Source organism: Acinetobacter sp. 2JN-4, assembly GCF_003687745.1.
GTDB classification, from domain to species: domain Bacteria; phylum Pseudomonadota; class Gammaproteobacteria; order Pseudomonadales; family Moraxellaceae; genus Acinetobacter; species Acinetobacter halotolerans.
In genome coordinates, this window is record NZ_RDNY01000007.1 from 103,540 (window position 1) to 116,919 (window position 13,380).

Sequence of the window (13,380 nt, forward strand, 5' to 3'; positions counted from 1 at the left end):
ACAAAAGCTATCAGATGATAGCTTTTAATTTACCTTGTAAACCACCTGTATGAATCACCAAAATTCGAGTATGTGCAGGAAAGTAATTTTGTTGAATTAAATCAAGTACACCCAACATCATTTTAGCTGTGTAAACTTGCTCTAAGGGAATCGCATAATGTTGTTCAAATTGCTGCATAAATTGTAGTAGCGCAGGTGTGGTTTTGGCGTAGCCGCCACAACAATAAGCGTCGGTGAGCGACCAATTATTTTTATCCGTCCATTTCTGAATGTCTTGCTTCAAAAAATCTCCTTTTAAAGCAGAAAAGCCTAAGACGTGTTGATGATCAGCACTGCTTTCGATGAGGCCTGCAATCGTTCCTCCTGTCCCCACTGCACAGCAAATTACATCATAATTTGCTAAGTCATCGGCAGATAGAATTTCCTGCGTACCTTGAATAGCAAGCACATTGGTTCCACCTTCAGGAACGATCATGGTCTGAGGATATTGTTGTTGTAACTGCGCTAAGTATTCAGTTTCATGGCGCAAACGATATTCAGCACGACTGACAAAATGTAGTTGCATACCAAAGTCATGCGCTGTTTCTAATGTTGGATTTAAGCGTTGTGAGGCTAACTCTTCACCTCGAATGATGCCAATACTATCAAAACCAAAATGTTGTGCTGCATAAGCGGTCGCAGCAATATGATTTGAGTATGCTCCGCCAAAAGTGAGCACTTGTCTTAAGCCTTGTTGTTGAGCTGCCAATAAATTGTATTTGAGTTTAAAAAATTTATTGCCTGAAATTCGAGGATGAATTTGGTCTAGCCGCTTGATGGTCAGCTGAACAGGATAGGGCAGTGCTAATGTTTGATAAGGAATGGGAAAAGCAATGTGATCAAACATTTCATTGAGCTAAAAATTAATTTGATCACATTGTAAATCGATTTGATTGAGAATGTCAGTGATGGTTTATGAATCAGTATCCACTGAGGTCACCACTGACATACCTGGACGTAAGTTCTCTATGCCCTTTTGATTCGGATCAATGGCGATACGTACGGCAATGCGTTGCACTACTTTGGTAAAATTACCCGTCGCATTATCGGCTTTCAACACACTGAACTCTGAACCTGCAGCAGGTGAGATTTGCTCAACATGCCCCGTGAATTTTTGATGATTCATCGCATCCACAGTGAAGGTGGCTTTTTGTCCAATTTTCATATTGGCGATCTGAGTTTCTTTAAAATTTGCAATCACCCATGTTTGCTTTGGGATCAAATAAAGCAATTGGGTGCCTGCCGCAACATATTGACCCACACGAGGATTGACTTCGCCTAACTGACCATCCAATGGAGCTTCGATGGTACTGTAATCCTTTGTCGTATTGGCTTGGTCAAGCTGAGCTTGTGCACTATTCACCTGTGCTTTTAAACCCATTTGTGCAACTTGCGCTGTTTTCAATGCTTCTTGAGCCACTAAAATATTGGCTTCAGCTTGCTTGAGCAGTGCAAGATTGTTTTGTGCATCAGCCGCCGCTTTGTCTTGTTCTGATTTGGAAGCAGCACCACTATTGCCCAGTTGTTGATAACGTCTCAATTGTGCAATAGATAAATCATATTGTGCTTTAACTTGCTCCAGTTTTGCCTGAGCTGCGACAACATCGGCTTGGCGTTGTGCGATGGCTTGGGTTTGATTGGCGAGGCTATTCTGGGCCTGTTCGACCCCTGAAACGGCTTGGGTGACCTTCTGATCATAGGTTGTGGCATCAATATGCATCAGCACTTGACCTTGTTTCACCTGATCAAAATCTTTAACCAGTACATCTTTGATATAGCCATTGATTTGTGAGGACAAAATCGTGGTTTTGCCTTTGATATAGCTATTGTCGGTTTGTTCAATCGCGGTGTGAAAAGGACCAATTCGCCATGCCCATAAAATAATAATAATTCCCACCAATAAAACCCCTAACATCCACCATAGTGTTGAGCTTTTGGTTTTGATGAGTTTGCTCGCAGGTGGCGGAGGCGGCGGCATTTGTGCCACAGCATCTGGTGCTTTCGCTGGTGTAGCAGGCTCTTTTGACTCAGTAGTTTGGGTGAGCTCTTTTTCCGGTTTATCTTGTTCTTCAGGCATAATCTTTTCTCAATCAAACAATCAATTAGGTGAATTCGCTGGTTGTATATTTCTTCGTGCGATGTATTTGTCACGTATGTACTTAAATAAGCCCCATAACAGCAAAATAACGGCAAAGATGCCATTCAGTACAATGACGTCGTTATAGGCACGGACTTGAGCTTCACGCGTCACAACTTGATTTAAATTTTGCAATGCCTGCTTGTTTTGTAATGCAGGATCTGTGGTTGTTATCATGGCACTGTGCTGATAGCTCTGTAAACGTTGCGCAACAACTGGATCAGTGGGGTCTAAACTGCTATTGATTTCGACCTTGTAATCGTAGGTTTGACGTTGTTGATAGGTATTGAAGAATGATGATCCAACCAGACCACCAAAGTTTTGAGTGGCGGTGAATAGTACGATAAAGGTCACGACGTACTGCGGACCACGTTGTAAAGTACGTAGAAATCCCATCAACAATAATGGGCCAATAAATACACCACCCGCAAAACTGACTAAGAACTGACTTCGGTAGAAATTCGCAGGGCGAACATCACTGGTCAGGTGATAATCGAGTATGCATGCAATAAAAATCAAAATTTCGGCTAGGAACAGATTTAAGATCAAACGATCTTTATTAAAAGTAAGCGCGCTAAATACTGAGCCAGCGATGGTTCCGCAAAAGATAACCACATAGAGTGGAACAAACTGGTCAGGTCCCATCCCCATTGTTTTTAGAAAATTAACAGCAGCATAGCTTTGTTCGGACATGAGGAGTCTTAAAGCAAAGGCACTTACCACAAAACTCAGCAAATCACCTGTTGCGAGCCAACGCGTCATAATCAGTGGGTTACGTCGATAATGCTCATAGGTTAGACCTAAAACAATCAAGCAAAAACCAACGATCAAGGTATAAGCCAACCATGGGCTATTGAACCACCATAGAATTGGCCCTTGGGTGAGTACGATACATAAGCAAGCAAAGCCGGGGGCGAGCAAAGCAAAAGTGAAAAAATCTTGTTTTTCAAAAACGTCTAAGCGTAAGCTACGAGGAAGTTTTAACGCCACTACCATCGCAAAACAACAAATAGCTAAACCGAGTTCAAAGGTGTAAATCACATCCCATTGATTGGCACTGAGTAGGAATGGAGAAATAATCCAAGCTAAAGGCAAGCCTAATTGCTGAAACCCAAAGGCCAGATAAATTCCTTTCGCCATATCAGCCTTTCCAAAGGCTTGCATGGTGTAGTACATGCCCAGCGAACTTAACGGTGCTGCGGCTAAACCTGCAATAAACCGAACAAACAGTGCCATTTCATAAGTCTGCACGATGAGATGAAGAATCAGAACAGCAATAAAAGCCAATAATCCAATTTCTGAAAACAGGCGCAATCCATACTGTTGTCGCGCTTTGAATAAGATTAAGTTCGAGCTGACGTTTGCCATCACATAAGCGGCAGGTAGCCATGCTGTTTGAGAGGGGGTTAACGCATATTCACCTTGGAAAATTGGTAAATTAGCGATAATAAATCCATTACTCAAACTCGCAGCGATGCAGATAAATAAACCAATAATAAAATAAGCAAAGCGTTTCGGTGTGGGATGTGCAATAGCGGCAGGCGAGCCGGGTAGTGTTGGACGCTCATCAGCAGACCAATCAGGTGGAGTCTCAAGATAACGAGGTGTTTTATCCATTTTATGCCTCGAACTAAACTTTAATACCGTTTAATAATAATTGTATTGCTCGTTTAGCCAAACGAACCTGATCTGATGCGTTATGACCTTGAAATGAAGACCCTAAAATCGCCGCAATCATGGCAAAATCTTGTGTTGTTAGATCTGGGCGGCATAAATGATGTTGTATGGCTCGATCAATGAGTGGTTGTAATGCTTTATCACGCCGTGCATAAATGTTTAGCATGATTGGGTCTTGGCGATCAATGATACGCCAGTAATCAATCAGTACAATCAGATGAGGGAGCTGTTCAACATGACCTTCAATCAAGCGAATGAAACCATCATCAAATTCAAGTAAAGCTTGCGCTCTTTGTTCTAAACGAATGATGGCTTGTTCGAGTAGAGCGGCGATTAACGCTTGACGATCAGCAAAATTACGATAAAACGTTGCACGTCCAACACCAGCGTGATCAATAATCGCCTGTAAGGGCACGTGTACACCTTGCGTTCTGAAGATTTCCTCTGCGGCATTGAGTAACTCATCACGGTTATGAGCTGCTTGTTGCTGACGATTTAACATGATTTATATTCTAGGAATGTTTACATGATATTTAACGGACATTTTTGTCCGAAGTAAATTCAAGTCATTTTGATTTTTGTTTTAGTTCAGTAAAATAACCGATATGTTATGAAGAGTACTATCTTATTTAAGTGGTTTTCGTATAAAATTTTCTATGGAAAATTATACTAATTTTGAGGTTTATCTTGGAATCAATGTTGATTTTAGGCTCGATTACATTGGCATTGATGTTAGGTGCAATCAGTCCCGGTCCTACATTTATTTATGTAGCAAAAAACTCGATTTCGATTTCACGTAAACACGGATTATTTACTGCGTTTGGTACAGGTACAGGGGCAGCTTTGTTTGGTTTTCTAGCTGTTATGGGATTACAGGCGATATTACTTGCGGTGCCTTCAGCTTATTTGGCTTTGAAAATTTTTGGTGGTCTGTACTTACTTTGGCTCGCATACAAAATTATTAAACATGCGAAGGAGCCGATGGAATCAATGGAAAGTGCAGTTCAGACTATGAGTTATGCGCAAGCTTTTCGTTTAGGTCTCATCACACAATTAAGTAATCCTAAAATTGCGATTGTGCTTGCGAGTATTTTTACCGCGTTATTACCTAAAGAAATTCCGACCAATTTCTATGTGGTTTTACCAATGCTGTGTTTTTTTATTGATGCAGGTTGGTATTCACTTGTTGCTGTCGCACTGTCAGCAGAAGGTCCACGTAAAGTTTATTTAAAATCTAAAACTGTGTTTGATCGCATTGCGGGTGGGGTGATGACATTGCTTGGCTTGAAGTTGATCTTCGGTATGAAATGATATGAGAAAGCGACCAAATAGGTCGCTTTTTTATGGATGGTGATGGCGTTGTATTATTCAATCTTTGAAATGGGTTGGAATCCATTGATAACTTTTACCATCTGCTGAATAAATATGTCCAATCCCTGGAAATGGTAAATGTGGTGCTGCAATGGTTTGTCCATTCTTGGCAAAATTCGCAAATTGTTTTAAACGTGTCTGAACTGCTTTTTTCGGATCGATATCGTATTCAATTGCAGTTTGAGGTTTATCAAATTGCACGGTATGAGAATGAACAATATCACCAATAAACACGACACTTTGATCTTTGGTTTTTAGCTCATAACTATAGTGTCCCGGCGTATGTCCTGACGTGTTGATGACTTTAAAGCCTTGAATTTCATCACCGAGCTTAAATGTTTTAAAACGTTGTTTCGCTTGATAGGGCGCGATAGCTTCCTTAATCATTTCGACAGTGCTTAAGTAGTTGGCTTGTTTTTCTTTTGGTAGTTTTGCTGTTTGTTTTGGATCTAGCCAATATTTAGCCTCATCATTTGATACATAAACTGTGGCATTGGGGAAATTAGCTGTGCCTTTTTGGCTGATGCCACAAACATGATCTGGGTGCAAATGGGTAAGTAAAATCGTATCGACTTGTTCAGGTTTATATCCTGAAGCAACTAGATTTTTCAAAATAGAACCAAGATGTGCACCGAAGCAACTTTCAGCACCGCTATCTACTAAAATCAGTGATTTTTCTGTATTGACGAGGAAAGCATTGATTGAGGTTTGAATACCTTTGTCTTGATCAGCATAGTATTTCTTTAAGATTTCTTGGACTTGTTGTGGGGATATATCTTTAAACAGACTTGGCGACATAAAGTTAGTGCCATCCAATAATGCCGTAATCTGTACATCACCAACTTGATGTTGGTAAAAGCCAGAGACTTGTTTTTGTTGTTGGATCGGTGTTTGAGGAGAGCTGGCTGCAAATGCTGAGAAACTAAAGAAACTTGTGCTTATTAAAGCGGATATAAGAATTTTGTTCATTTATAGAAGTTCACAAATTTAGTTGATTTATCTACTTTTAACATGAATAACTAGAGATTTATATGGGCTATCTTGTTTCAAAATATATGAAAAAAATGCACTAGTAATAAAAGCTACAATGTTTTTAATGTATCTGTGATTTTTATTTGGCAAGAAGTTTTCAATAAGATAACAGGGCAGAAATTCTTAACCTCATATAAGTAGATTATTTGGATTTTATTTTTAGCCGTTATAATTGTTTAAATTAATATTACTCTGGAGAATAGAATTATCACTAATTACTTAAAGTTATGAATAAGATAAAAAATGATCATTTTTATTTTTAAATTGAGTTGATTATTTTAAAAAAGAAATCAATGAATTTAAGGATAAAAAATGAGTACTCAACATCAAGTAAATCAAAGTCAATATCACAATAAATCAAATGCTTATTTACATAGTTTAGTCCATGCCGAAGGGGCTGAATTTAAAAAAATGCAGCAACTTATCCAAAAATATGAGTTTAAAAAAATTCTGGATTTAGGCTGTGGAGGTGGACATGTTAGTTATCATATCGCGCCGTATGTAGAAGAAATTATTGCTTATGATTTAACTCCTTCAATGGTAGAACTTGTTACTACGCAAGCAAAAGTAAGGGGCTTTGAAAATATTTTCGGTCAGCAAGGAGCAGCAGAGTCATTACCTTTCTCAACACAACGTTTTGATTGTGTGATTACCCGTTATTCAGCACATCACTGGCAAAACGTAGCTCAGGCTATGAATGAAATCCATCGTGTATTAGAAAAAAACGGCAAAGTGATTATTGTGGATATCCTTGGGAATTCACATCCAGTCATTGATACATTTTTTCAAACCATCGAAAAGATTCGAGATCCTAGCCATGTTAGAAATTATAGTTTACAAGAATGGATGGATTTTGCTGAATTTTCTGGGTTTAGAGTAGACGTAATTGAAAAACAAACTTTAGACTTAGAATTTCAGAGTTGGGTAGAACGGATGAATACGCCTAAACATGCAGTTCAAACCATACGTGATTTGCAGAAAAAGGCATCGACTCAAACCCAGCAATATTACCAAGTTCAAGCAGATGGCTCTTTTACCAGTGAGGTGTTATGGATGGTTTTAACAAAATAATATGAGATAGTAAGGCTTCTGAAGAAGCCTTACATGCACAGCTAATTAAGAAACCTTATCACCAGCTTTAGCACCTGATTCAGGTGAAATCACCCAAACACCTTCGCCATTACCCGCTGCAAGTACCATACCGTTAGAAATACCAAAACGCATCTTACGTGGCGCAAGGTTCGCAACCATCACCACCAATTTGCCTTTTAAGTCTTCTGGCTGATAAAACTCACGAATGCCACTAAATACATTACGTTGTTCGGCTTCGCCAACATCCAAAGTCAATTGAAGAAGTTTATCCGAACCTTCGACAGTTGAAGCTTCTAAAACTTCAGCTACCCGCAGGTCAACTTTCATAAAATCTTCAATACCAATAATTTCGGCTTCACCGACTTTTGGCTCAGGCTTTTTCTCGGCTTTCTTGTCTTTTTTCTTTTCTACTTTTGGCACTTCTGCCGTAGCCGCTAAAGAATCTTTAGAAGAATCAACCATTGCAGCAACTGCTTTCGGGTCGACACGTTGCATTAACGGTTGGAATTGAGCAATTTCATGAGCAATTAAGATTTGCTTACGTGATTCGAAGTTAAAACTTTCAAGTTTTAAGAAAGCCTGAACTTGTGAAGCAAGTGTTGGCAATACAGGGGATAAGTAAACTGCAAGCTGACGGAAAAGGTTGATACCCACTGAGCATACATCGTGAACTTGTTGTTCTTGACCTTCTTGCTTTGCAAGTGCCCAAGGTTTTTTCTCATCAATGTATTGATTCGCACGATCTGCCAATGCCATGATTTCACGGATTGCAGCAGAGAATTCGCGTGCTTCGTATGCTTGTGCAATTGAATCGCCTGCATCAATAAAGCTTTGCACGAGTTCAGGCTCAGCACAGGTACTTGAAAGAGTATTATTGAAATTGGTATTAATGAATTTTGCACAACGGCTCGCAATATTCACCACTTTACCAACAAGATCCGAATTCACTTTTTGAACGAAGTCATCTAGGTTCAAATCAGAATCTTCAACTTTGTCTGAAAGTTTAGAAGCAAAGTAATAGCGTAAATATTCAGGATTTAAATGCTGTAAATAAGTTTCAGCTTTGATGAATGTACCGCGAGATTTCGACATCTTCTGACCATTCACAGTCAAGAAGCCATTGACGAATAAACCAGATGGCGTACGGTAGTTTGCGCCTTCAAGCATTGCAGGCCAGAACAGTGCATGGAAGTAAACGATGTCTTTACCAATGAAGTGATAGACTTCATTTTCTGAATCTTTTTTCCAGAAATCATCAAAACTTAAATCAGAGCGTTTGGTTTTGATGTAGTTTTCAAAACTCGACATATAGCCAATCGGTGCATCCACCCAAACATAGAAATATTTGTTTGGTGCATCTGGAATTTCAAAACCGAAATAAGGCGCATCACGCGAAATATCCCAATCCGATAAACCTGCTTCAAACCATTCATCTAGTTTGTTGGCAATCGAAACAGGTAAACGACCTTGATCACGTGTCCATTTCTGTAAATATTCTGAGAAATTTGGCAGTTTAAAGAAGTAGTGATCTGATGATTTTTCAACTGGTGTTGCACCGCTCAAGGTTGAGCGAGGATCAAGAAGTTCAGTTGCGTTATAGGTTGTGCCACAGACTTCACAGGCATCGCCGTATTGATCTTCCGATTTACATTTAGGGCATGTACCTTTAATGAAACGATCAGAGAGGAACATGCCTTTTTCTGGATCAAATAGCTGATTTACAGGACGAATCGCAATATTGCCTGCTTCACGGTTTTTAATATAAATTTCTTCTGAACGTGCTTTGTTTTCGTCACTATTGGTTGAATCATAGTGATCGAAATGTACACCAAAGCCATCAAAGTCACGGATATGTTCTTTTTGAACGTTGGCAATTTGTGCTTCTGGGCTAATGCCATTTGCTTCAGCACGCAGCATGATCGCTGTACCATGAGCATCATCCGCACAAACGTAAGTCACGTCATGACCCATTGCACGCATCGCACGAACCCAAATATCTGCTTGGATATAACCGAGTAAGTGACCCATATGGATAGGACCATTGGCATAAGGAAGGGCATTGGTGACTAAAATTTTACGCACGGATATTGTTCTCTCATTCGTATTTCAAGGTGGATGATTTTACATGACTTAACACCGACTTGCACAAGGGAATCGGTGAAATCTTTTTAGCCTAACGGGAATATTATTTTGAAACTTCATACAAGCTTCACTTTGACTTCAATCAAAGTACATCTGTTTGATCGAGAATAATCACAATATCAAAGAGAGGAAAACAAAAATGAGATCTTGGTCATTAGTTTGTTCATCAGTCTCAGCAAGTATAGTTTCTGTTTTTAGCTTCGTGATACCATTTTGTTTGTTCTTAAATTATCGACAGAATCATCTGATTCATGTGGTCAGTGATGGCATGGAAGTCATGATATATCTGACCCCAATCCTCATCGTTTTGGCTTTTATCTTTTATCTGATTGTTTTTGCAGTATTGAAATTACCAAAACAAATTTTTGATTTATTACAGTTTTTAAAAATAAGTTTTGTGATCTTAATTGCTTGGGCTTTACTGGTCTTAACGATTCTGTTCGAAGATCAAGTGAACCACATTGATTTCTCAACATTAAAGATCGGTATTTTGATGTATTTCATTATGCTGCCGATTTTGGCTTTGGGTTGTATGAGTGCGAACAGTTGTTATTTTGTGATGAATAAAGTAAATCAAAAGAAGAACATGATCCTATTTTGATTAAAAAAGTATGCATCCCAAAGGATTACATACTTTGCATCTGCTTAACGGTCACACTTTGCTTAGAATTCTTTCTTAAAGAGATGATTTTGCCTTTAGATAAGAAATGAATGTGATAGCTTTTTAAGCTATTGCTCTTTGGGTCAACCGTGATTTCAGCAAATAAAGGCGTTTGCCAAAGTTCATCACTACCTAAAGTACCTAACCAAGCTTGAGCTTTAATCGCAACAGTCAACTCATCTTTTATCTCTAAATCACTGATGCTCATCTCGCTACACCAATGCACGGTTGTTGGGAATTCTACTTTTGAAAATTTCCAACAAATCGAAAGTGCTAAGCTCGTTGCAATTCCAGCATAATCATTGCTTTCATTATGAATGACAGGAAGTAATTGTTCTGCCAAATCACGCTCAAAAGAATCAATCATGCTTTGGATTCTTCTTTTACTTGAAAGAATGTACCTTAAGCGCTTTTCTTGTGCTTGAAGTTCATGTTGAATTTCTAAAAGTTCGTTTTCATTCATATTTAAAGCTTTATAAATAAGGTTAAGATTTCGATAGTGCAAAAGTATATCTGATCTATTTTTTTATATTGTGAATAGTTTTTAATTGAAATTTAATGGGTCTAAAAATGATCGAAACAGCTCGACTACGTTTAAGACAGTGGCGAGCAGAGGACTATGTATCCTTTGCCACAATGAGCACCAATCCACAGGTTATGGAATATTTTCCAAAACTGCTGACGCGAGCAGAAAGTGATGCCTTGATCGATAGAATGAGGTCGATTATCGAGACTCAAGGCTGGGGCTTTTGGGCGGTTGAGTTAAAACACAACCAGCAATTTATTGGTTTTACTGGTTTACATGACCAACCTACCCAGTTTTCTTTTTCGCCGTTTGTGGAAATCGGATGGCGACTTGATCAAGCGTATTGGGGGCAAGGCTATGCACCAGAAGCTGCTCAAGCGGCATTAGCATTCGCTTTTGATCAGTTGAAATTAGACAAAGTTGTGTCATTTACCACATTAGGAAATGAAAAATCGCAAGCGGTCATGAGAAAGTTGAAAATGAGAAAAATCACAGAATTTCAACATCCAGCTTTGGAATCAGATCACCCTTTAAGCTGGCATGTCTTATATGAGATCTCTAAAAATGAATTTCTTGAAGTAAATTAAACGTTATTCATTTATATGATTTTTATATCCAAAAATTCATAAGGTTATCAATCAGAAATGATTTGAATCTTCCTGTATATCCTTTGTTTCAATTTGCTGCAATCGCTAAAAAATCAACATAAACGCGGTATAACTAAGGCTGATCCAAACAATTTATATTTACCTATAAGTGAGGAATTAAGATGACAAATGAAAAAATTGATGAGTTGAAAACTCAAGCAGCTGACTTAGGTAATGATTTAAAACACAAAGCAAAAGAAGCACAGTTACAAGGTGGAAAAGCGGTTGATGATTTAAAGCACTCAGCTGAGGAGCTTAAGTTGAAAGGTGAAAAAGCATTAGATGATCTTAAAAAAGATGCATCTGAACAGACTAGCGAAAGCAAAGAAGCAGCTTCTAATAAAGTAGATGAAATTAAAGCTAAACTTGAAGATACGCAACATAGTGTTCAAGACAAATTTGATCACTTAAAAGTAGAAGCAAGTCATAAGTTAGATGATGCGAAAGTAAAAGCGGCTGAATTGAAAGAGGAAGCTGCTGCAAAATTTGATGATCTCAAAGCTCAGGCAAGTAGCAAATTGGATGATTTAAAGAAAGCAGCTACGGATACTATAAATAAATTCAAAGGCTAGTTGGCTGATTAAACTTAAATAACCGACGCTCATATCCTGTGAAGAAATATGCTGTAAAAAATAAGCAATTGTCTTCTTTGATATGAGCGTCACTTCTTCGATCCTGCTAAACTAACCAAACTCAGTCCTCTGTTGATCTGTTTTTGGAGTAAACAAAATGTCGTGGCTTTCTTCCTTAAAATCTGTTTTTTCACCAGCACAAGAAGTGAAGGAAGACGAGATTCAAACAGTTCTACAAAACTATGTATTACCTTATTCAGAAAATGGCTTAAAAGATCGGATTAGCCAAGTGAATGTGCAAGGTCGTATTTTGCAACTGACAATTAATACTTTTCCTGAAGAGAAAGAGCATTTACAACAAATCCATGATGAACTTGCTGAAGCCTTAGAAAAATGTGGCATTCAAGAGTTAAATCTACATGTCGTTCAACAAAAACATGCTGCACATGGCGAAGCAGGTCATAGTTGTTCCTCTAAGCCTAAAGCGGAAAATACAAAGTTACCTCCTGTGATGGATGCGTCCGCAAAAGCTGAAACTGACCCAAATAACCCGCCTATTCAAAAAGCAGCACCACAACAACGTGACATTGCAGCTCATCCACGCATTCAAAATGTTATTTTGGTGTCATCGGGTAAAGGTGGTGTAGGTAAATCAACCACGACAGTGAATCTTGCACTTGCACTACAAAAAATGGGCTTAAAAGTTGGCGTTCTCGATGCCGATATCTATGGCCCAAGTATTCCAACGATGCTTGGAAATGCGGGTCAAACACCACAAATTGAAAATGAACACTTTGTTCCTTTAGATGCCTATGGCATGGCGGTGATTTCGATCGGTCATCTCATTGGGGCGCATAATACGCCTGTGGCTTGGCGTGGACCAAAGGCAACAGGGGCATTGATGCAATTATTTAATCAAACGCTTTGGCCAGATTTAGATGTGCTGGTGATTGATATGCCACCGGGAACAGGTGACATCCAATTGACATTGGCACAGCGTATACCTGTGACAGGTGCAGTGATTGTAACAACACCTCAGAACGTTGCACTTATGGATGCGGTGAAAGGGATTGAATTGTTTAATCGCGTCAACATTCCAGTGCTCGGTGTGATTGAAAATATGTCGACACATATTTGTTCAAATTGTGGTTTTGAAGAACAAATTTTTGGGATCGGTGGTGGTGATCAGATTTCTGAGCAATACCAAATTCCATTACTCGGGCGTTTACCTTTGGATGCTAAGATTCGTGAACATGCGGATCAAGGTAAACCAAGCGTAATTGCGCAAGATGCCGCGGCTGAAAGTTTTATGAGTATTGCGCAAGCATTGCTTGAGCAAATGGAAAAATTACCAAAGCATCAAAAAGATGACAAACGTATTTTCTAAATAAACCGATTTCCAAGCTTAACGCTTCAAAAAACCAACATCATGATGTTGGTTTTTTTTATGTGCTGAGCAAAATGATTTTCTGATTGATAAGAAT

Annotated in this window: 13 protein-coding genes; 6 read left to right on the plus strand and 7 right to left on the minus strand. The window is 38.8% G+C overall.

All coding sequences use genetic code 11. The features are described from left to right. Positions 1–10: 10 nt before the first annotated feature. The 4 genes from EAH57_RS11150 to EAH57_RS11165 form a co-directional block, all read right to left on the minus strand. Positions 11–886: a 1-aminocyclopropane-1-carboxylate deaminase/D-cysteine desulfhydrase gene (locus tag EAH57_RS11150; RefSeq protein WP_121930116.1), complete on the minus strand. Its 876-nt coding sequence runs from the start codon at positions 884–886 to the stop codon at positions 11–13. 66 nt (positions 887–952) lie between these two features. Next, positions 953–2,017 carry an HlyD family secretion protein gene (locus EAH57_RS11155; RefSeq protein WP_228200047.1) on the minus strand — a complete coding sequence of 355 codons (1,065 nt, stop codon included), beginning with the start codon at positions 2,015–2,017 and terminating at the stop codon, positions 953–955. Positions 2,018–2,137: 120 nt separating this feature from the next. Beyond that, positions 2,138–3,793, minus strand: a complete 1,656-nt coding sequence (locus EAH57_RS11160; protein WP_121930118.1) for an MFS transporter — start codon at positions 3,791–3,793, stop codon at positions 2,138–2,140. Positions 3,794–3,806: 13 nt separating this feature from the next. Further along, positions 3,807–4,355, minus strand: a complete 549-nt coding sequence (locus EAH57_RS11165; protein WP_121930119.1) for a TetR/AcrR family transcriptional regulator — start codon at positions 4,353–4,355, stop codon at positions 3,807–3,809. A 185-nt stretch (positions 4,356–4,540) separates the two neighbouring features. Between EAH57_RS11165 and EAH57_RS11170 the strand changes: the two genes are divergently transcribed. After that, a complete protein-coding gene (locus EAH57_RS11170) occupies positions 4,541–5,164 on the plus strand; it encodes a LysE family translocator (protein WP_121930120.1) in 624 nt (207 codons plus the stop codon). Between the two features lie 57 nt (positions 5,165–5,221). Here EAH57_RS11170 and EAH57_RS11175 read toward each other — a convergent pair whose 3' ends face one another. Further along, entirely contained in the window at positions 5,222–6,193 is a 972-nt protein-coding gene (locus EAH57_RS11175) for an MBL fold metallo-hydrolase (protein ID WP_121930121.1), read from the minus strand. 375 nt (positions 6,194–6,568) lie between these two features. Here EAH57_RS11175 and EAH57_RS11180 point away from each other — a divergent pair, with 375 nt between their 5' ends. Beyond that, entirely contained in the window at positions 6,569–7,327 is a 759-nt protein-coding gene (locus tag EAH57_RS11180) for a class I SAM-dependent methyltransferase (protein ID WP_121930122.1), read from the plus strand. Between the two features lie 45 nt (positions 7,328–7,372). Here EAH57_RS11180 and metG read toward each other — a convergent pair whose 3' ends face one another. Further along, on the minus strand, positions 7,373–9,430 hold the full coding sequence (gene metG / locus EAH57_RS11185) for a methionine--tRNA ligase (RefSeq protein ID WP_121930123.1): 2,058 nt from the start codon (positions 9,428–9,430) through the stop codon (positions 7,373–7,375). A gap of 199 nt (positions 9,431–9,629) precedes the next feature. Here metG and EAH57_RS11190 point away from each other — a divergent pair, with 199 nt between their 5' ends. After that, positions 9,630–10,091 (plus strand): hypothetical protein, encoded by a 462-nt coding sequence (locus EAH57_RS11190; protein ID WP_121930124.1) that lies wholly within the window; start codon positions 9,630–9,632, stop codon positions 10,089–10,091. 25 nt (positions 10,092–10,116) lie between these two features. Here the strand turns inward: EAH57_RS11190 and EAH57_RS11195 are convergent, their stop codons facing one another. Then, positions 10,117–10,614: a hypothetical protein gene (locus tag EAH57_RS11195; protein ID WP_121930125.1), complete on the minus strand. Its 498-nt coding sequence runs from the start codon at positions 10,612–10,614 to the stop codon at positions 10,117–10,119. A gap of 107 nt (positions 10,615–10,721) precedes the next feature. Here EAH57_RS11195 and EAH57_RS11200 point away from each other — a divergent pair, with 107 nt between their 5' ends. From EAH57_RS11200 to apbC, 3 genes are all read left to right on the plus strand, one after another. After that, entirely contained in the window at positions 10,722–11,264 is a 543-nt protein-coding gene (locus EAH57_RS11200) for a GNAT family N-acetyltransferase (RefSeq protein ID WP_171407442.1), read from the plus strand. 182 nt (positions 11,265–11,446) lie between these two features. Further along, complete coding sequence (locus tag EAH57_RS11205) at positions 11,447–11,896, plus strand: hypothetical protein (protein WP_121930127.1); 450 nt, start codon at positions 11,447–11,449, stop codon at positions 11,894–11,896. Between the two features lie 157 nt (positions 11,897–12,053). Then, positions 12,054–13,283 (plus strand): iron-sulfur cluster carrier protein ApbC, encoded by a 1,230-nt coding sequence (gene apbC, locus EAH57_RS11210; protein WP_121930128.1) that lies wholly within the window; start codon positions 12,054–12,056, stop codon positions 13,281–13,283. Positions 13,284–13,380: the final 97 nt, after the last annotated feature.

Excerpts from the sequence above, each read along its gene's own strand:
- EAH57_RS11150 (WP_121930116.1), bottom strand. The coding sequence starts at position 886 with ATGTTTGATCACATTGCTTTTCCCATTCCTTATCAAACATTAGCACTG.
- EAH57_RS11155 (WP_228200047.1), bottom strand. The coding sequence starts at position 2,017 with ATGCCGCCGCCTCCGCCACCTGCGAGCAAACTCATCAAAACCAAAAGC.
- EAH57_RS11160 (WP_121930118.1), bottom strand. The coding sequence starts at position 3,793 with ATGGATAAAACACCTCGTTATCTTGAGACTCCACCTGATTGGTCTGCT.
- EAH57_RS11165 (WP_121930119.1), bottom strand. The coding sequence starts at position 4,355 with ATGTTAAATCGTCAGCAACAAGCAGCTCATAACCGTGATGAGTTACTC.
- EAH57_RS11175 (WP_121930121.1), bottom strand. The coding sequence starts at position 6,193 with ATGAACAAAATTCTTATATCCGCTTTAATAAGCACAAGTTTCTTTAGT.
- EAH57_RS11180 (WP_121930122.1), top strand. The coding sequence starts at position 6,569 with ATGAGTACTCAACATCAAGTAAATCAAAGTCAATATCACAATAAATCA.
- EAH57_RS11190 (WP_121930124.1), top strand. The coding sequence starts at position 9,630 with ATGAGATCTTGGTCATTAGTTTGTTCATCAGTCTCAGCAAGTATAGTT.
- EAH57_RS11195 (WP_121930125.1), bottom strand. The coding sequence starts at position 10,614 with ATGAATGAAAACGAACTTTTAGAAATTCAACATGAACTTCAAGCACAA.
- EAH57_RS11200 (WP_171407442.1), top strand. The coding sequence starts at position 10,722 with ATGATCGAAACAGCTCGACTACGTTTAAGACAGTGGCGAGCAGAGGAC.
- EAH57_RS11205 (WP_121930127.1), top strand. The coding sequence starts at position 11,447 with ATGACAAATGAAAAAATTGATGAGTTGAAAACTCAAGCAGCTGACTTA.
- apbC (WP_121930128.1), top strand. The coding sequence starts at position 12,054 with ATGTCGTGGCTTTCTTCCTTAAAATCTGTTTTTTCACCAGCACAAGAA.